Genomic DNA, 19,661 nt, shown 5'->3' on the forward strand with positions numbered 1-19,661 from the left:
AGGTACGGATTTAAGAGCTGTAACCTTAGTCTATGCATGTTCAGTCAACCATTTAACAAACGGTTCTCCTGCTCTGCGTTTAACGATGCGGTTACTGAATGGCAGTCAGCACATCCAGCAGCATGGACTTGAACTTCGGACGATCAATTGCTTCACAGACACGTACATTTGGCGCTTTACCAAAACGTCCGTTGATATCCACCACGCTGTATCCTCGTGTCAATTCTCCTGCCGCTTCAACATCGACATAGTAATGACCAGACTTCGTCATGAGTGACTCTTCTGCGGCTACCGCCATTAACAGGGTATCAGGATGCGTTGTTCCGTTCAATTTATGTACCGACTTGTTGAATTGCATGACCACTTTATTGATCGCAATGAAAAAATCGGAGCCCGAGGTACGGAGTGCTGCAATCTCTGCATGATCGTTATCATCCATAACGGAATATTGAGTACACATCTCCCAGCCAACCATCGTAATCGGAATGCCTGCATGAAGTACAATTTTGGCTGCCTCAGGGTCTACGTAAAAGTTATACTCCGCCGCCGGCGTGATATTACCCAGTGCATTGTTCGTTCCACCCATGATATATAGATGAGCAATCTCAGGGATAATCGTTGGGTCCTTCTGAATCGCCATCGCGATGTTCGTTAGCGGCGCAATCGCCAGCAGTTCAATCTCCCCAGGATGTGCGTGAACCTTCTCGATAATAAAATCAACCGCATGCCCGCTCTCGGGACGTTGATCTGCCTTGGGGAAATGCGCGCCGCCCATACCGTCATCGCCATGCACATCTTCTACCGTACGATGCTGAGCCTGACCATAGGCCATAAGTGGACGCTCGCAGCCTTTATATACCGGAACCTTGCCGCCGTGTCCGGCAACCTGCACGGTGTACAGTGCATTTTCAACCTCTTGGTCAAACTGTACGTTCCCTCCGGTTATCGTAATGCCTTCCACCTGAAAATGATGCAATGCCGTCAGGATCGCAATCGTATCGTCTCCTGCTGTATCCGTATCAATGATGACTCTTCTCATGCTACCGCGCTCCTTCTTCTGTATAATATTCGTTCTATATCCGCCAAACGACCTTCGTTTATATCACCATACTTATTCAATGGACATATCTACGCGAAACGTCAGGGTTTATTTTACATCAAAAACGTACCAATGACGATGGAAACGCCGATGATCACGGAGCGTAACAACTGTGCTACCGCCATATTACCACGTGCAATCTCGTCACACACTCGCATTTTCGGGATCAGGAAATCAAATATAATATAGACCAGACACAGAATAAGGATACCCAGCCCCGACCACAGCAGCATATCCAGCCATGCATGCGTTGAGAACGATACCATACCCACAATAATACACAGACCCAGCAGCTTGCTGCCCATGTACATACCTGCCGCCTCGTTGCCTTTGGCAATCTCCTCACTGTCGTTATACCGGGTCAATTTGCTGAACGCAAAATATCCCACAACTAATACCACTAAAAGAATGCCGATCCCCACCGCAACATTCACGAGGTTCAATCCCAGCTTTTCCATTCCTTCTCCTCCTCATCTTTTATCGGTTCTCGCACAGCAGCGGCGCAATAATACGCCATATCTCCGGTTACCTTCTCCCCGACCCTGGGCAACATTCCGGCAAAACGTCCACCGATTACGAATACACCGGTTAGCAAATAACCGCTGTATTCGCCATCCTCTGTCTGGATTACAGCCTGTTCCATCGGCATGAGCTGCTGATATATTTTGGGCTGATTCTCGTAATAGGCGGCAACCTCTTCGTCCTCGTCATCATCCTTATTCAAGACTGCAGGGATGTCCCCTCTGATGTCTGACTCCAGTTGTCTATTCAATAAAGAAAGGGAATCTGCTTGTGTGTTCGCTGCCGAATCTTGAACTGCTCTATGATCCAGCAAAAGTGTCCCCCGGCCCTCGCGCCCCCAATAGCTCTTGGCTACGTAAGGTGCATCGCTCTGCTCAAACGGCTCCGCGGTGAAGTAGGTCGGCAGCAAATACCGTGAAATCACGTCCAACTCTGCCTCGTCAAAAAGCGTAAATCCACAGTACTCTGGCGTCTGCTCATTCCGCTCGTACAGCGACCAGATCGCAGCCATAAAACCTTTGCTTTGCATCAGCACATGCTGGACAGGATTCATCAGGCCAAGCTGTGCTTCTCGTACCAGTTCAATCAAAGCTGCGCCAATGTCCACACCGGTCGTTTCGTCCCGATCCCCAATCAGGTATTCCAGCGGATACAACCGATATAACAATTGAATCTCGCGGCCCTGATGATACAGCGCTTCTCCAGGCACAATCTCAAGCTCCTCCAGCGGAGCATATAACACCTCATATCCAGCCTCACGACAGCGTTCCATCAGGTAGGTGGTATTCGTACGATCCTCGACATGCTCACCGTAAGAGGTGAATGTGACTGGCCCCTGCAACCCTTGCTCAGCATAAAAGGATAACCACGATCGGAAGCAATCTCGGATACGTGCATCCATATGCACAGAGGGTGCAGTCCATGCCTGGTCTTCTGTCCGTCCGATCAAAATGTGTTCAAGTGCCGCCGATTCAGGAATACCTGTGGGCGTGTCGGTGTTATTTTCAATACATTTCAAACCAGCTTCGCCAATAATCCAGTCTTGACGAGTGATTCCGCCTGTAACAGCCTCCATACGCGCTGCCGGAATCAGCCCCGGATGTATGCCAAGTGCATTCTCCAGAAACGAATCTGGCATATATCGCTGAATAAAACGCATCACTTTGCCGTAAATCGCATCCACTGCTTCCACCGCAGTGTGTAGCTCCTTCAGTTCTTCCGGTGTATAAACCGTCAATGCGGGCACACAATACTGTTTGCCGTACATGCGATGATATGGAATTTGCTCACCAGCTTCGCCCGCGAAAACCTCCTCATGACTGAACGGCAATGAGTACATTTCCCTCATTCCACCGACCTCCCCCGGATGATGCGGAGAATATTTGCCTGCTTCATGATGTCATTAACCTCCCGAACTTCGGAAAAAGCTGCCAAAGCCGCTCGATTTGGATTTGGTTGAGCTTTTATAAGAGCTACTGCCGTCTTTGCTTCCGCGATAAGAAGATCCGCCGTAATAGTAATGACCGCTGCTGGAGTCGTACTCACAGCCTGTATCATATTCGGGATCACATTCGTCATTGCTACTGCCACATCCCGCAAGCACCGCAGGCACAGCCAGCATGAGCGAGAATGCAACCAGCTTCGCTTTGGAGCCTGGTTTGGCGCTTGGAGTAGAGTGTGGTTTAAAGCCTATTTCAGAGCCTAAAATAGATGATGATTCTGATTCTAATACGTTGCTAGATGCTACTACAGTCTCAGAACCAGGCTCTAACGTGAATGCAATTTCATCCCCGATGACGTTTCTGGACACTTGCCCGGATACAGGTTTTCGCACCTCTTCTTCCTTCATTACAGATCCACCTCTTTCATGAAAAACAGTACTTTCTTCCGATCCGCATCGAGCACGGAGTACAAAAACTCGTACGTCTTGCCTTCGCGTACCATGTAATGATCCAGCAGCTGCTCGGCCAGTTCCATGGTGTAACCCGAGGATTCCGCAAGCTCCAGTTCCTCAAAGGAACGTCCATTCCACAGCATATATTCCGGGCTGTACATGGAAGACATTTTACACATGCCCAGCGCTGCATCCGCAATAGCAGCACCATGCCCTTCCGGCATCTGCTGGTCATACGCAGTCACATAAATGGCGTGATCCCGCCGATCCTGACACTCATTGGACAGATGGGCCCATAGTTTGTTTTTCATCAGGGTAGCATCCACCAGCTTACGCATAAACAGTTCATCCCGCGTCACTGAAGCCTGCTCAAGCACGCCCGTTTCTGCCTGTTTATCCTCCGACCAACTGCGATACATCAATGAATAATAGATGGTGATTCCCTCCCAATCTGCAAGCTCGTAGGTGAGCCGATTCAATATACACAAACGTATTAAACGCATGAGGAGGAAAAAAGTTACACTATTCGCCGAGACATGTAAAAAGAAACACAGACATTTATATGATTCTCTCTATCATTGTACTCCACCCTGCGTACTTGCTAGCCTATATGCCCGGCGTAGTTACCTGTTTTCCTACCCATTTCCCCCCTGCTCATGCGCTAACGATCACCACAGAGCTTATTTGGTGGAAAAACAACCTTTCCAAATTCTAACGATCAGGAGAAACGTTATTTCGGAGAAAAACCAGTGAAATCGGCTAAAAGCTCCACATTTTTAGTAAATAACGTTCCTTGTGATCGTTAGAATTTGGAATCGCTAAAAATCAGCCAAATAGCCTCTCCTCCGATCGTTAGAATATATTCTGATTCACAACCACACAGCAAAGGGCTGCCCCATGTCAGTCAATGCACACCAAATGCATCAACCGTGAGATAGCCCTTTACGTCCTTTGTACTCTAGTCAGTTTCTTTGTGCTCTATTCAGTTTCCTTGCACTCCAGTTAGTTCCCTACAGTTATAGCTATTTACCTTCAACAATCAGCCTAGTATTTACCCCATGGTACGAGTCTTAGATGTTTTACTTGCATCATATCCGGTCCACTATCCCATCTCAGCCCATTGAGCCAATAACTCATCATATGCTGCCGATAACTGCTCCCGCTCGTTCCAGGCTTGCTCCAGAGCAACCGAATCATTGGCTAATGCTTCAAGTCGCTGATCAAGTTCCCGAATTTGAACCTCCATACGAGCCATCGCCTGCTCCAGTTGCTGAGCAGACCCGTGATTCCCACGATTGCCACCACTTCGGCTTTGATTGTTACTGTGGTCACTATTCCCATTACTGCTATCACTTCGACTTCGGCTTTGACTGCTACTGTAATCACCATTCCCACTTGCAACATTCATATTCACCCGTCCAGCATCGAGCTCAGTATGAGCTTGCTCCAACATGACCTCTCCGCTTGCAGATGCAGCATCATGTCCGACGCCTCCGGCTTTTAGTCGGGCACCTTTGCTCTCTCCCGTCTCTGCTGACTTCCCATTGAGCCCCGTCCCGGTTCCCTTTTCTGCTGCTCTTTTTCCAGTTTTCGATCCGTTTCCAGCACTACCTGCTCCAAGGTCTTGTGAAACTTCTTTCGCTGCACGAGCCTGCAAATCCAGCTTCTTCTCCCGATATGCTTCGTAATCCCCAAGGTATGTCGTTAACTGCCCATTTTCCAGTTCCCAGACACGGGAAGCCAGACGGTTCACAAAGTATCGGTCATGTGAGATAGCCAGTACGGTTCCTTCAAAATCAGCGAGCGAATCCTCCAGCGCCTCTCTTGATGCAATATCCAGATGGTTCGTCGGCTCATCCAACAGAAGTACATTCGGTTTGCGCTGTACCAGCAACGCCAGTCTAAGACGCGTCCACTCTCCACCGGACAGCTGTCCTACCGAACGAAAAACATCTGCACCATAGAACAGATATCGCGCCAAAATGCCACGAGCTTCCCCTTCCTCCACGCCTGCTTCCAGACGGAAGTACTCCAGCACGTTCAGCTTGGGATTCACAGGTTCCTCCTGCTGAGCCAGGTATCCCACATCAACGCGTGCGCCCCATTCCAGCTTGCCTGCATCCGGCTGTTCTTCACCGAGCAGTAGCTTGAACAGTGTTGTTTTACCGGAGCCATTGCGACCGATCAAAGCCGTTTTATCTCCATATTCCAGCAGAGCAGATACACCACGTAAAATATCCCGGTCACCGTATCGTTTTTCCACGTCTTCCAGCACCGCTACACGTTTACCAGTCCGATCCGTCGGAAGCACATCAAAATCCGCATGACGACGTTCCAGCACAGGACGTTTCACCTGCTCCATCCGCTCCAGCGCTTTGCGCATGGAGGCTGCACGACGGAAAAACTTTTCGTTACCGCCGACGCGGCCCCATTCTTCCAGCTGGCGGATCGTTTCCTTCATTTTTTTCATAACCTTCTGCTGCTCTTTGAACTCCTCAAACTGCTTCAGCAACCGCTGTTCCTTCACCTTCATATATTCGGTGTATCCGCCCGTAGCGATTTCGGCCTCTCCGTCCTCCAGCTCCAGCGTACGTGTCACGACCCGATCCAGAAAATAGCGGTCATGTGAGATCAGAATGACGGTACCCGAATAATCTCGTAAAAATCCTTCCAGCCACTCCACCCGCTCCAGATCCAAATGGTTCGTCGGCTCATCCAGCAATAACAGATCCGGACTGACGATAAGCTGTGAAGCCAGCACAACACGCGTCTGCTCGCCGCCTGAAAGAGAACCGAACCGCCAGCCGTAATGTGCCTTCGCAATATCCAGCCCGTCTGCGACTTGGTCAATCCGTGCATCCATTTCGTATCCACCTTCGCGTTCGAACCGCTCCTGCAGTGCTGCGTACCGCTTCAACAGACGCTCCAGTTGCTCTGGATCTGCCGCACAGGCGGGATCGGACATCTGCTGCTCCAATTCGGTCATCTGGGTGCGGCAAGCAATAAGTTCCCGAAAACCAAGGCCCAGTACATCCAGCACCGTGTGGTCATCCATTCCTTCGGGTACTTGGGCGACATAACCGACCCGTGTATCTTTTTTTAGCATCAGTTGGCCTTCATCCGGTTGGCTTATCCGGGCCATCAGACGCATCAAGGTGGTTTTGCCGCTTCCGTTGCGGCCGATCAGGGCCACCTTGTCGCCTTCCATAATTTCAAATGTAATGCCGTCCAGCACCAGATGTGCTCCGTGATATTGTTTCAACTGTTGCGCGCTAATAATCATCATAATAAGGTTCCTCCTATGGTGTGGAAGAGCCCGACCGCAACACAAAAAGAGCCGCAGGAGGTTAGCTCCGCGGCCCTTCAGAATTCAAGCAAATATGCTTATCGTCCGAATGAGGTCAAGGCAGGCGTCTTCTCGTACATGTTAACTTCCGTATATTCAAAATTGGACAGACTTCTCCCGTTGTTCGAAAAAGTGTGAACAATGCCAGCCATAGCAATCGGCAGCTGGCTAATACGGTTGTTAAGCATCTCGTGATTCACCTGTCTTCACCTCCCTTGTCATAAGTAATGTCAATATATCACAATCGATTGTATCTCTGCAACCATCTCATGCAGCTAGCTCCCTGTCATGTGTCTGTGACATTGTTATGTGGGTGCACCTACCGTTTTCATACAGCTATCCTCTATCAGCCTTTTTCATCCCTCGACTACTCGTACTGACTCCTACGACCTTTTAAGACTCTTTTTTCTATTTTCTACGGCTCTTCTTCCGATTTCTACCGCTCTTCTACCCGGAAGGCAAATTACCCCAGATAAGTCATCCGAATATCCACTACATTGTGCAAATTGATCTCCACGCGCAGTTCCTCATGCTCATTGATCGCAATTAAGGTATTACCGTTGACACTTAACGTTTTGATCGGGTTGGTATCCTCAAAAAAAATCCCCCACACCAAACGACCTTCTGCATCAATACAAGCAATAAAGCCTTCATTCCCCATTTGCCCGTCTCCGCCAACGATTTCTCCACCCTGATAATCCACATTTGTCCATGCATCAACCATCGTCCAGCAATACGGATTGTACTTCACAATACTATCAACCGTCGTATCACACAGCGGAGAAACAGACAGAGTACGCTCATTGTTGTTAGGGTCGAAATATGTGCGGATATCTAAAATGGTGACCGTTCCATCTGCAAAAGCGACGCAATTCATACCTGGCATCTCTCGCTGTTCGGCAGACCAATGTTCCATGATTAAATTGTTCATTATAAGTTCCTTTCCTTCTTCCAAGCAGCCGTAACTTCCCCTCGTGAAGTTGCCAGTATGCCATTTTGCTGAATCAAGCTCCTGAAACGATACGCTAATATCCCCCTGATTAATGCCTACCACGACGCCGAAGCACCAGAGCTGTAATCGCGACTGTGATCAGCGTTAGCAATCCTGATGTACCTAGTGCCGCCCCAAGCAACGCATACCCGAGACCGTTCCATCCACCAATATTGATACTGATCATGATCACAACTGCCCCGCCAAGTAACGTGAGACACGGCAAAATGGACTGAATCCACGTCATCTGACGCCCCTGCGCCCGATACACAATCCATTCGATCAGCAGCTGCACCACCCACATCCCAAGCGTCCACAGAATGAGTACTTCCATAATATCCTCCTTCTCACAACTGGAAAGTCCATAACGGGTCAATACAAAGCTGTTTTTTTAAATTTTAATCTTACGGACAGCACCCGTCGAAACTGATCTATACTACAATCTCTTACTTCAACCAGTCTGCAAAAAAGTTTCGATACCCTTCCTTCATCATGGTTCGTGAAAAGGCACCAAATGCATACTCGCGATTGTCCTCTGATACACTTCGCGGCGCAGCCGCGGCCATGTTCACCAGTTCAAACCAATTATCCTCGTTGCCGGCAAAGGCATGTGTGGACCTGATATGTCCGTAGCAGGCATGCTCGGGTTTCACGACCATTTTCCCCATCGCCATCGCTTCCGTCAGTGGCATCGCAAACGTATCAAACGCTGAACAACTCCAGTACACCTTGGCCGAGTTCATCAGCGTAAATATCTCATCCTGAGTAAGTGCAAACTTTAGCTTCACGTTACTTGGGATATCGTATTTCTTCATGCTCTCCTGGTAGCGCACACCGCCAAACACCATGTACACTTCTTTGTCCGGGTTCTGCCGGGCATATTCCAACACAAGGTCGGGACGGCGGTTCGCCTCATCCCGCCCGATCCAGAGCACGCGATTATGCACGACCTGACTCGGGTTATAATGGCGGTGCGCCAGCTCTTCGTTGAAGCCAATCGGAATGACGCTCACGTCATGCACGCCGAAATTGCGCCCCAGCTCTCTTTTCAAAAACTCGGTCTGCACAATCGCTTTATCCACCATCGTATAGAATGGCTTCATCATCTCATACCCGGTTAGTGCCGGGTCAGGGAAACTGTGCGGAAACAGAACACTTTTCGGCAAAAACATTTTCAGAAATGTAAATCCCGATACCGTATAGATCACATGCTCAATATTTTGGCTATGAATCTGATCCAGCACGATATCATAGTTCACCAGGTCACCCTTCTCATGCTCGTACCCCGGTAGCCAGTCGTATCCGCTCACATGACGCTCCGGCGAGATGAACACAACGTCCACGCCCAGCTCCAGCCCGATCTGCTTCAGTCGATCCGCGAACACCCGCGGCCCCTGAGCCTCCGTGAATTGAATTTTACGCATAACCAGTCCGACTTTACGCAAACTTTTCACCCCTTATTTCCATATTGCACTTCAACCGTCTAATCTTTTATCTTACCTCGTTCAGATGATTCATGCATTGCTCCAGCGTCGTAGCCGTCTCATGCCATTGATTGCGCAGCTGTTCCTGCGGCCACACACAGTCCGGATTCCGTAAATCGCCGTCGATCAGACGTAACATCCAGAGCGAGAATACAATCGCATAAGCATTGTACCATTGGGCAAAAGAACCCCGTTCAACCTGCACGCCAAGGCTCTTCAGCTTGTCCAGATACACCTTCATCACACGCGCCCGAAGCCCCGGCGTCATCGTACGTGGAAAGAGCGGATGCGACAAGTCCAGCAGATGATATACGTCCCACAATGGCGTATTCAGGTGAGCATGCTCCCAGTCGAGAATGACCAATCTACCCTCCACCTCGGCTACGTTGCCGGGGTGCAGATCACCATGGCACAGCACCAGCGGCAGCTCGTCCTCTGCTGTGAGGATCAACATGGTGAGTCTGTCCCAGTCCGCTGCAGACAACGTCAGATGCAGTTCGCGTAGCAGTTTATCCGTTGCTGACGGGTACTGCAGCAGTTCATGCAGCATATCCCGAATGGGCGGCTTATGCCCGACTAGCGGCAGGTCTTGCCACGTTGCAACGGGCAGTGCATGCCAAGTCGCCATATGTGCGGCAGCATTCAACATCGTCGATTCGCACAAGTGATGCTCCAGCTGTCCCACGTCCTCGTAGATCATCCAGCTCTGCTCCGGAGTCGCCGCCTGGTCCGAAGCCGCAATGAGCTGCGGATATACGGGTGGCAATTGTGCCATCACATGCTCGTACATCCAGCGTTCTCGTCCATGCTGTGCAGGATTCGTCAGCGGTTTGAAAATATAAGTCTGGCCAGATTGAACAGTAAATCGTTCCACACACCTGCCGTTCATCCCCTTATAGAGAATCTGCCGCTCTGTAATCTGCTTCTCATCTAGTATCCCTTCGGATGTCACCCAGCGCTCTGGATGTGTGTTGCGCTCCATAAGATTCATCTTCTGCATGTCTCGAAAGTTATCCATGTTCTCCACGTCCTCAAAATTCTCCGAGCCTTCTATGTTCTCCGTGTTCTCCATGCTCTTCATAAACTCACCCTCCTTTCTGCTTAACCGTTCCGTACAGGATTTCTATTCATCATACGTTGCAGATGAACGGCCTGCAAGGGGGTGGGCTTACTGGAAGCAGAGGCGCATCAGAAGTGCGTCATCCCATGCCTGCACTATGACCGCAATTTTTCTACCCGTGCAATTCGTTCCTTTCCGATTCCTCTGGAGACAATGATATAATGGAAGGACAGATTCTAAGGGTGCTTGAACATTTACATAGGAGGAGCGACATGAGCATTGTACTGATACCTGAAAAAGTAGATTTCCGCATTTCCACAACCGATCTGAAGGCCATCTACACCGAATCGGGCGGTGTAACTTTACGTATAGATGTGCAAACGCGTGGGGATGTACCTCTAGATCATTATCGAGAAATCGAACTCACTTTCGACACCGTTGCTGAACTGCGCTGCATCACGGTTAATTTCTTCGAGCTACATGCAGGTCAGGTTCAAGGGATCAGCCAGCAAGACGATGTGCTCGCCTTCTGGGAGACTAACGGCTATCATCCCGATCCCGGCTTTTATCAGGTCGTAGATTCAATCATTCTAAACGAGAAAAGAACGCTATTTGATCCCCGAAACCGGCTTGATCTGAAGCATTACCTTGTCCCCGGATATGACAGTTATGTTGAGGTTATTGCCTCATCTTATCAGTTTGCGGTGAAGGGTTAGAACGGTTTCCAGAGAATAAAATACTGAGCGCCAGCCGAATCCAATGCATACAAAAAAAAAGAACCAGGCCGATCATTCGACTTGGTTCTTTTGGTAACTCAAATTGGTTTTGGTTTCTCACACCTATTCAAACACAATTCTCCCTGACGGATGCTCAGGCAAAATCGACGACACCAACTGCTGGACAGCAGGCTGATCCGACTCCAAGATGGAATCCGTGGCATCCCCGGTATAGACCAGCCTTCCCTGATCCATCACGGCGATGCTGTCGCAGATCGTCAGTGCGGCGCGGATGTCATGCGTGATAAACAGATAGGACAGCCCATACGTTGCTCGCAGATCTGCCAGTAAAGACAGAATTTGTGTCTGATGCACCATATCCAGACTGCTGATCGATTCATCCAGCACGATTAACTTCGGCTTAAGGGCAATGGCTCTAGCGATATTGACCCGTTGCAATTGCCCTCCGCTGAACTGATGTGGAAGCTTGCTCGCGTCCTGCGGTGTAAGCCCAACCTGCACGAGCAGCTGTTCAATCATGCGCTGCTGTTCCTTGGCAGACAGGCGCTCGTAATTGTCCAGCGGCTCTCCAATAATCTGCGCGGCCGTCATCATCGGATTTACAGCAGAGTAACAGTCTTGGAAAACGACCTGTAGATCACGCCGCAACCCTTTAAGCACCGTTTTATCCGCTCGATAGATGTCCTTGCCTTGAAATAACACCTGACCTTGGCTGGGTCTCTCCAGCCCAAGAATAACTTTGCCCAAGGTGCTTTTACCTGCTCCACTCGTTCCAAGCAGCCCTAAACACATGCCTTCTTCAATCGTAAGTGAAACATCTTCGAGAACAGAAGGGCGCAATCCCGAACGCTGGAGCCAGCTCCGCTTGCCATAGCTATGACTTACTTCATGTACTTGTAACATCCGGTTCTCCGCCCCCTTCCTTCTTTTCAATAGTACGTATCCAGACAGTTCCGCACTACTCCACATCTTCTCACCTTTAGCGACCGATGGACAGTTTCGGCCGAGCACTCAATAACATCCGAGTATACTCATGCTGGGGATGATCGAACAATTGGTATACATCGGCCTGTTCGATGATTCGTCCCTTCTGCATAACGGCCACTTCATCTGCCATCTGTGAGATGACACCCAGATCGTGTGAGATCAGCAAAATGGATGTACCGTGCTCCTTGCGAAGCCGATCCAATTCACGTAGCACATTCAACTGATTCACGACATCCAGCGCAGTTGTAGGCTCATCGGCAATCACCAGAGCTGGCCGCAGACACATGGAAACGGCAATCATCACTCGCTGCAACATACCTCCGCTGAGTTGGAACGGATATCGTTTCATCAACTTTGCCGGGTCTGGAAGTTTCATATCAGCCAGCGCGGCAATGGCCTGTTCCCGCGCCTCTGCTTTGGACATCTTCGTATGGGTTCGTAATGTTTCAATGAATTGAGAGCCGATCGTATATACGGGGGTAAAAGCATTCATCGGATTCTGCATAATAAATCCGATATCCCTCCCTCGTATGCGCCGCATCTCTTCTTCAGATAAGTTGCTAAGCTCCCGTCCGTTCAGACGAACACTGCCTGACGCTTCCATTCTGCGGGGATGAAGAAGGCGCATCAGCGCGTTACACGTGATCGTCTTGCCGCAGCCACTCTCACCAACAAGGCCGAAGACCTGACCCTTTTTCAAAGTCAACTGAACAGGTTCCAGTAACGGGACGGCTCCCTTCGCTGTCTTGATCTTAACCTCTAGATCACGCACTTCAAGTACAATCTCCGCCTTGTCCATCGTCACATTCCCCCCTGTCCAGTTTATTTTCACCATTACTTTTTGGAAATGCCGTAACGATCAGATAAAGCTTCTCCCAAAATGTTAAACGTCATCACCACCAGCAGAATGGCTACACCCGGATAGATCATCAGCTCCGGATGACTGCGAATATACCCTGTGCCTTCATGAATCATGGCTCCCCACTCCGCATTAGGCGGCTGAATGCCAAGCCCCAGGAAGGACAGCGCCGAGATATCCATAATCGCCCAGCCCATCTCCAGTGTGCCCATGACCACGATGGGACGTTGCACATTGGGAATGATATGTTTACGAATGATCGTCCAGGTGGAGGAACCAATAATTCGAGCGGCTGCGATAAAGTTCCGTTCCTTCAAGCTAACCACCATGTTTCGGCATATCCGCGCATAATGCACCCACTGCACCATCATGAGCGCCAGCAGAATCTGCATCAGACCTGGACCGAAGATCCCGACGATGCCCAGCACCAGTACCAGCTGTGGAAATGCCAATATGCCTTCACATAAACGCATCAGCACATTGTCAATCCAGCCACCGAGATAACCGGAGATCGATCCAACAATAAGCCCGATAATCAAAGACGACAGGAAGATCATCGTTGCAAATCCAATCGAAACCCGCGCTCCGTAGAGAAGTCTGGAGAGATTGTCCCTGCCCAGATGATCTGTGCCGAGCCAGTGTTCGGCAGATGGGTCCTTTAACTTCTGCAACAGGTTAACTTTGACCGGATCATGTGGTGCGATCCATGGGGCCAATAATGCCAGGATGAAGAAAAGCAGCACGATCGTAGCGCAAATCCAAATGATTTTTTTTCCTCGAAATATCGTTCGCCATCGGTTCATCAATGCTCTGCCCGTCCTTTCGCCGAAATCCGCGGGTCCATATACAGCTGCACCAGATCAACGATTAGATTACACACGATGAACAGACAAGCCGAAATAAAGACATAACATTGGATCACGGGAATATCTCGGTTGAAGATGGCTTCGACAAAATAACGCCCGAAACCCGGCCATGAGAAGACCTGCTCTACAATTATTGTTCCTGTTAACAGCCTGCCCATGGTCATGCCCATTCCTGTAATAAACGGGGTAATGGCAATCTTGAGCACATGTTTCAGCATGATAACCCGTTCACGTAAGCCGCGGGTTCTGGCGTATTGCACATATGCTTCCTGTAATTGTTCGAGTACACTGGTACGCAACATACGGGTGTATAACGCAATCATCACCATAGAAAGCGTAAGCGTAGGCAATACCAGGTTCTCCCAAGAGCCTCGCCCTTCGACGGGAAGCCAGTCCAGTTTCACGGCAAAAAAGAAAATGAGCAGATAACCGAGCCAGAACTGCGCAATGGAAGCACCAAAATAAGAGATTGCCCGGCTGACCATATCAATCCAGCTATTTTTGTATACCGCCGCCAAAATTCCGAGAGGAATACTCACCAGTGCAGAGAACAGAATGCTCCACAAGGCCAGTTCTGCTGTAGCCGGGAACTTATCCTTGACCTCATCGATCACCGGTTTATTCGTGAGATACGAGGTACCAAAATCCAGCTGGGCCATCCTCTTCAACGTATCCACATACTGAGTGAGCAAAGGCCGATCCAGACCGAATTCATGTCGCTTCTCCGCCAGCAGCTCTGGTGTTGGATAAATATGTGCAGCGGTCAGATACGCTTCGGCTGGATCAACCGGTGAAATATGGATTAGCCCAAACGTGACAAGTGTAGCGATAAAAACGATAGGAATGATCGCGATCATTCGTTTACCTATATAGCCGATCACCAAACTTTCCTCCCCTTTTACCATGCCACACAAGCTCTTGTTGCCTGATGTGTTACGTGTTCATTACTACATTTTTGACGCTCATCAACTATGATTATGGATTGCTCAACTGCATTCCCACAAACGGATTTTCATCCCGATTGGCCGGGAAGACAAATTTAGCAATCTTCTTCTGATATACGGCTGTTTTCTTCACATAAGAGATCGGTACAATTGCCGATTGCTCCTGCAAAGTCGTCAGGATGGATGTATACAGTTCCTGACGTTTCTTCTCGTCTGTAGAAGACAGTGCTGCATGCACCTGCTCGTCCAGTTCCTTTTTCATCGGCAAAGCAGTTAGTGTCTCGGAGATTCCGAATCCCGGGCTTGCTACGACGTTAATGAAGGAATGTGGATCGTATGGTGCCCCGTAATTGTACCAGAAGTACAGATCGAAATCATTGGCTTTCAGACGTTTAATCTGTACCGTTAGTTCAAGTCCGGTAAGGTTTACTTTAACCCCCAGCTCGCTCCATTCGGCCTGAATGGTTTCACCCATCGCTTTCTGAATCGGATCGGTTTTATCAAAAATCAATTCGAATTCCAGCTTCTGTCCATCCTTCTCACGTACGGTTCCGCCTGCCGGCAGCTTCCAGCCTGCCTCATCCAGCAACGCTTTGGATTGCTCCACGTTGTATTCGATCGGTTTCAGATCCACATTGGTATATGGGTAGTTTTTGGACAGTGCTGTATCAGCCGGTTCTTCCAGACCCGACGTAACGCCTTCCACCATCGCTTTTTTGTTGAAGCCCTGTTGGAGTGCCTTCCGCACTCTCACATCAGACAACTTCGGATTCGAAGAGTTAAGCAACAGGTCACGAGTACCTACAGGGTCAGACAGTTCGCTTACATATTTATCGTTCTCACGAAGTTGCTGGAACGCATCCAGACTGATCACGCCTTCACCGTAAATCAGATCCAGGTCGCCCTTTTCAAAAGCAAGCACACGTGTCTCTGCATCAGGGATGATTTTGACCGTAATCTGATCGAACGCCGGTGCAGTACCCCAGTAATTCGGGTTGCGTTTGAAGACCGCATACTCATCCTGCTTATAATCAGCGAGCATCCACGGGCCCGTACCTACCGGCTCTTTAATGCCTTTGGACGTATCCCCATCATCCGGGAATCCAGCCGCACCCAGGAAACGGAACGGACGAACAACGGACAGATCCTGAAGTACAGGATAATACGGCTCGGTAAGAGTCATACGGAACGTATGGTCATCCACGACCTCTGTCTTGTCCAGCACACTGACGATGCCAAGCCAGCTATGTGTTTTTTTATTTTTCATGATGGAGTCAAAATTCTTTTTCACAATTTCAGCATTAAAAGGCGTGCCATCAGAAAATTTCACCCCTTGGCGCAACTTGAAAGTATATACTTTGCCATCATCAGAGATGGTCCATGACTCAGCAAGTGCCGGTTCCAGTTTACCATCCTTCTGGTAACTCACCAGTGGTTCATAGATCATGGATTGTGCAAACAATTGGGACGGATTGTACGTATGTGGATTCATTGTACCGATATCCCGTGGCCAGGACATCGTAATCGACTTCGCCGAAGCCGCCTGATCTCCCGAAGCAGAAGAAGTTTCTTTGTCACTTCCTGTATTACTGCAACCCACGATAAATAACAGCAACAACAGTGTTGTTGCCATCATAAGAGTAGTCAAACGTTTCCGTCGTTGTCCTGACATAGAAATAAACCCCTTTTCTCTCTTCTCTCATTCTTTACCTGATCATTACCGTGATAATGATTCTCATATTCATTAAGAATATGAACTAGCCTCCCTTTTGTCAACAAAAATCGACATAATATGTATGCCCATTAAATAGCTAAAAAAGCCCTTCCTATAGGAGGAGGGCTTCTTAGGTTCACATAAGTAGATTTGCTGCATATTCCCTGTACATTTCCTCTCACTTCATAATCTATACTCCATTTATCTAGTCATTTCTGGATGTGCAAAAACCCACTATAGTTTGCCTTCCTCGCGGTCGCCAGCGATCACTTCATCCGTTTCTTTGACATAGTCCACGATCTCTTGGACCGTTGTGTAGGCCACACCGACATAGGTATCGGCTGCGCCGTAATAGATGGCAATTCGTCCGGTATCCGCATCATGCAGGGTTGCGCATGGGAAGACAACATTATCAACGAAGCCCTGCTCCTCATACCATTTCTCTGGTGTCAGCACGAAGTTGGAGGAACGATATTTTACTTTGGACGGCTCATCCAGATCAAGAATAACCGCACCCATACTGTACACAAAACCGTTGCACGTTCCGGTTACGCCATGGTAGAACATCAGCCAACCCTCAGACGTCTCGATCGGAGCGGGGCCACCGCCAATTTTTACGGATTGCCACCAGCCCTGACCGCCTTTGCTCATGACATGACGATGTTTGCCCCAGTACACCAGATCCGGGCTTTCGCTCAGGAAAATGTCTCCGAACGGGGTATGTCCGCTATCGCTTGGTCTGGACAGCATCACATAATTGTCGTTGATTTTACGCGGAAACAATACACCATTGCGATTGAATGGCAGCATCGGATTCTCAAGACGGACAAACGTTTTGAAGTCCTCCGTCTTGGCGAGACCCAGGGCCGCACCGTAAAAATCGGTACACCAGATGATGTAATAGGTATCTTCCACTTTGACCAGACGCGGGTCGTATGCATAGTTTGGCATAAACGGTTCGCCTTGTTCGTCCACAAAAGCGATACGCTCTTCTTCAATGGTCCAAGATAACCCATCTTCACTCGAACCCATGTGCAGGTGTGGACGGCCATTGACCGTCTCGGCACGGAATACACCGATGAATTTCCCCTCATAAGGAACGACTGCGCTGTTAAAAATACGGGCAACTCCCTTCACCGGATTACGTGGTACCACCGGATTAGCCGAGTGTCTCCACACCGGGCCTTCCGTTCCTTCCGGCTTATCCTCCCAAGGCATATTTGGCAAAGCATCCCCAACCATGTGTACCTTTTTCGTTTCAGTGACTGTCATATCTCATTTCTCCTTCTAATTGAATGATTTCAAAAAAGGTTTCACGCAATCATTTCACGGAACCTTGCGCAAAACCGTTGTAGATGTATTTCTGAAGCAACAGGAATATAATCATCGTTGGAATAATGGCAATCATAATCCCGGCACTGATGACCTCCCACTGTGATCCGAAGGGGCCCTTGAACTTGAACAGGGCGGTGGATATTACCTGTAGATCGGTTTTTGGCATGTACAGGAATGGCGTGTAGAAATCGTTGTAAATGTTGACACCTTTGACGATAATGACCGTGACAATCGCCGGTTTCAACAAAGGCAATATAATTCTCCAATAGATCGTGAAGTATGAAGCACCGTCCAGCATAGCCGATTCATCCAGCGCGCTGGAGATCGAGCCGAGAAATTGCAGGAAGATGTACACCGCGATAATATCGGTTCCCAGATACATGACAATAGCTGCCCACCGTGTGTTGAACAGGTCGAGGGCGTTAATAATCTGGAAGGTGGCAACTTGTGTCGTTACACTCGGGATGAGGGTAGCCAGCAGAAATGCAGCAACCATGATTTTTTTGCCTTTGAACTTGAAGCGATCCAGAACATACGCAATCATGGAACCTGTCAACGTTGCACCCACGATGGATATGATTAGAATAATGATTGTATTTTTGAAGCCGACAAGCATGTTGCCATCCACAAATGCCTTGGCATAATTCGCAAAGTTAAGCCAGTTGGCGGGCGGGGCCAGTGGACTGCTATTGGCATACTCGGCATTGGTCTTCAGGGACGCAAACAGGATCACTATGATAGGCAAAAGTGCAATGAACGCCGCCAGAATCAGAGAAACGTATTTGATTATGCTGGCGATGGTATATTTGAATTGATTCACGTTCATTCCTCTCCTTTCATGCTGACACGCTGCACCAGCGTTACAAGAATAACAATCAGGAGCAGCACGACAGCCATCGCTGATGCGAGTCCCAATTTGCCGTATTTAAATGCCAAGTGAACGGTCTGAATAACAAAGGTCATACTGCCGTTGGAACCGTCGGTCATAATATATGGAATATCGAACGCACTGATTGCGCCGCTTATGGCCAAGATCAGGTTAAGTTGCAGAATGCGGGTAATACTCGGCAAAATGATATGGCGAAATTGTTGCCAGCGGTTCGCACCGTCAATATCGGAGGCCTCATACACATCCTTCGGAATCGAAGAAATCGCACCCAGGAAGATGATGAAGTTGAAGCCCATGTATCTCCAGACCGATGCACCCGCAAGCGATACGTTAATGATATTCGGGTTACCAAGCCAAAGCTGGGTGTACTGGCCCAGTCCAATCGCCTGCATCAGCGTATCGAGTGTTCCATCCGGTTTGAAGAAAAAGAGGAAGATAAACCCGATGGCCACGCCATTCAACAGGTAAGGAAAGAACAGGATTCCCTTAAAGAAATTTTTGCCCCGGATTTTGAAGCTGAGGATCGTGGCAAAATAGAGGGCCAGACCCATCTGTACAAAGGTTGCCACAAAATAATACAAACTGACGATAAACACTTTAAAGTATTCAGGATCGCTAAAAATCCGTGTGTAATTATCAAATCCGACATAGTCGAACCTTTTACTGTATCCATTCCAATCGGTAAAGCTGTATTTGAACATGTTAATGACAGGCAAATAAGCAAACGTAAATAGCAGTGCCAGCGGAATAATCGAGAAGGCACAGATAATAAATATGCGTTGCGCTGAGTAACTCCAGTTTGAAATTCTCCAGTACTTCATGCTCCCCACACCTCCCAGCGGTTCAGCCGCCTTGGTCATAAACGCTCCGTATCGCTTCGCGGATGTAACCGCAGGGTGGGCCAAGTGAATACACTCTTTATAATTCATCACCT

At 48.9% G+C, this 19,661-nt stretch carries 20 protein-coding genes; 1 reads left to right on the forward strand and 19 read right to left on the reverse strand.

The annotated features are described in order from the left end of the window. Positions 1 to 91 precede the first annotated feature (91 nt). The 11 genes from M3629_RS22670 to M3629_RS22720 all read right to left on the reverse strand — a co-directional run bounded on the left by M3629_RS22670 (position 92) and on the right by M3629_RS22720 (position 10,417). The gene (locus tag M3629_RS22670; RefSeq protein WP_154890084.1) at positions 92 to 1,039 is read right to left on the reverse strand and encodes a nucleoside hydrolase; all 948 of its coding nucleotides are present in this window, start codon (positions 1,037 to 1,039) and stop codon (positions 92 to 94) included. A 113-nt stretch (positions 1,040 to 1,152) separates the two neighbouring features. Then, positions 1,153 to 1,557, reverse strand: coding sequence for a DUF350 domain-containing protein (locus M3629_RS22675; protein ID WP_251510541.1), 405 nt, complete (start codon positions 1,555 to 1,557; stop codon positions 1,153 to 1,155). Beyond that, positions 1,539 to 2,969 carry a glutathionylspermidine synthase family protein gene (locus tag M3629_RS22680; protein ID WP_251510542.1) on the reverse strand — a complete coding sequence of 477 codons (1,431 nt, stop codon included), beginning with the start codon at positions 2,967 to 2,969 and terminating at the stop codon, positions 1,539 to 1,541. The genes M3629_RS22675 and M3629_RS22680 overlap by 19 nt, the downstream gene beginning before the upstream one ends. A 54-nt stretch (positions 2,970 to 3,023) precedes the next feature. Next, a complete protein-coding gene (locus M3629_RS28725; RefSeq protein WP_353056769.1) occupies positions 3,024 to 3,470 on the reverse strand; it encodes a hypothetical protein in 447 nt (148 codons plus the stop codon). Further along, complete coding sequence (locus M3629_RS22690; protein WP_251510543.1) at positions 3,470 to 3,994, reverse strand: hypothetical protein; 525 nt, start codon at positions 3,992 to 3,994, stop codon at positions 3,470 to 3,472. Before M3629_RS22690 ends, M3629_RS28725 begins: the two co-directional genes overlap by 1 nt. A 623-nt stretch (positions 3,995 to 4,617) precedes the next feature. Further along, the gene (gene abc-f / locus M3629_RS22695) at positions 4,618 to 6,801 is read right to left on the reverse strand and encodes a ribosomal protection-like ABC-F family protein (RefSeq protein ID WP_251510545.1); all 2,184 of its coding nucleotides are present in this window, start codon (positions 6,799 to 6,801) and stop codon (positions 4,618 to 4,620) included. 98 nt (positions 6,802 to 6,899) lie between these two features. Further along, entirely contained in the window at positions 6,900 to 7,061 is a 162-nt protein-coding gene (locus M3629_RS22700; protein ID WP_251510546.1) for a hypothetical protein, read from the reverse strand. A 263-nt stretch (positions 7,062 to 7,324) separates the two neighbouring features. Continuing rightward, complete coding sequence (locus M3629_RS22705; RefSeq protein WP_251510549.1) at positions 7,325 to 7,792, reverse strand: hypothetical protein; 468 nt, start codon at positions 7,790 to 7,792, stop codon at positions 7,325 to 7,327. Between the two features lie 109 nt (positions 7,793 to 7,901). Beyond that, the gene (locus M3629_RS22710; RefSeq protein WP_251510552.1) at positions 7,902 to 8,186 is read right to left on the reverse strand and encodes a YesK family protein; all 285 of its coding nucleotides are present in this window, start codon (positions 8,184 to 8,186) and stop codon (positions 7,902 to 7,904) included. 112 nt (positions 8,187 to 8,298) lie between these two features. After that, the gene (locus tag M3629_RS22715; RefSeq protein WP_251510555.1) at positions 8,299 to 9,297 is read right to left on the reverse strand and encodes a glycosyltransferase; all 999 of its coding nucleotides are present in this window, start codon (positions 9,295 to 9,297) and stop codon (positions 8,299 to 8,301) included. Positions 9,298 to 9,343: 46 nt separating this feature from the next. Beyond that, positions 9,344 to 10,417: a phosphotransferase family protein gene (locus M3629_RS22720; RefSeq protein WP_251510557.1), complete on the reverse strand. Its 1,074-nt coding sequence runs from the start codon at positions 10,415 to 10,417 to the stop codon at positions 9,344 to 9,346. A 251-nt stretch (positions 10,418 to 10,668) separates the two neighbouring features. Between M3629_RS22720 and M3629_RS22725 the strand changes: the two genes are divergently transcribed. After that, a complete protein-coding gene (locus M3629_RS22725; protein WP_251510560.1) occupies positions 10,669 to 11,112 on the forward strand; it encodes a hypothetical protein in 444 nt (147 codons plus the stop codon). Positions 11,113 to 11,235: 123 nt separating this feature from the next. Here the strand turns inward: M3629_RS22725 and nikE are convergent, their stop codons facing one another. From nikE to M3629_RS22765, 8 genes are all read right to left on the reverse strand, one after another. Continuing rightward, positions 11,236 to 12,036: a nickel import ATP-binding protein NikE gene (nikE, locus tag M3629_RS22730; protein WP_251510563.1), complete on the reverse strand. Its 801-nt coding sequence runs from the start codon at positions 12,034 to 12,036 to the stop codon at positions 11,236 to 11,238. Between the two features lie 76 nt (positions 12,037 to 12,112). Continuing rightward, the gene (nikD, locus tag M3629_RS22735; RefSeq protein WP_251510565.1) at positions 12,113 to 12,919 is read right to left on the reverse strand and encodes a nickel import ATP-binding protein NikD; all 807 of its coding nucleotides are present in this window, start codon (positions 12,917 to 12,919) and stop codon (positions 12,113 to 12,115) included. A gap of 35 nt (positions 12,920 to 12,954) precedes the next feature. Further along, complete coding sequence (gene nikC / locus M3629_RS22740) at positions 12,955 to 13,782, reverse strand: nickel ABC transporter permease subunit NikC (protein WP_435368260.1); 828 nt, start codon at positions 13,780 to 13,782, stop codon at positions 12,955 to 12,957. Further along, positions 13,782 to 14,726, reverse strand: a complete 945-nt coding sequence (gene nikB / locus M3629_RS22745) for a nickel ABC transporter permease subunit NikB (RefSeq protein ID WP_251510569.1) — start codon at positions 14,724 to 14,726, stop codon at positions 13,782 to 13,784. Before nikB ends, nikC begins: the two co-directional genes overlap by 1 nt. A 94-nt stretch (positions 14,727 to 14,820) precedes the next feature. After that, positions 14,821 to 16,461, reverse strand: coding sequence for a nickel ABC transporter substrate-binding protein (gene nikA / locus M3629_RS22750; RefSeq protein ID WP_251510570.1), 1,641 nt, complete (start codon positions 16,459 to 16,461; stop codon positions 14,821 to 14,823). Between the two features lie 276 nt (positions 16,462 to 16,737). Continuing rightward, positions 16,738 to 17,775, reverse strand: coding sequence for a glycoside hydrolase family 130 protein (locus M3629_RS22755; protein ID WP_251510571.1), 1,038 nt, complete (start codon positions 17,773 to 17,775; stop codon positions 16,738 to 16,740). 49 nt (positions 17,776 to 17,824) lie between these two features. After that, the gene (locus M3629_RS22760) at positions 17,825 to 18,664 is read right to left on the reverse strand and encodes a carbohydrate ABC transporter permease (protein WP_435368258.1); all 840 of its coding nucleotides are present in this window, start codon (positions 18,662 to 18,664) and stop codon (positions 17,825 to 17,827) included. Continuing rightward, positions 18,661 to 19,548, reverse strand: a complete 888-nt coding sequence (locus tag M3629_RS22765; protein WP_154890059.1) for a carbohydrate ABC transporter permease — start codon at positions 19,546 to 19,548, stop codon at positions 18,661 to 18,663. The genes M3629_RS22760 and M3629_RS22765 overlap by 4 nt, the downstream gene beginning before the upstream one ends. Between the last annotated feature and the right edge of the window lie 113 nt (positions 19,549 to 19,661).

The sequence above is a fragment of the Paenibacillus polysaccharolyticus genome (assembly GCF_023714295.1).
In the GTDB taxonomy this organism is placed as follows: domain Bacteria; phylum Bacillota; class Bacilli; order Paenibacillales; family Paenibacillaceae; genus Paenibacillus; species Paenibacillus polysaccharolyticus_A.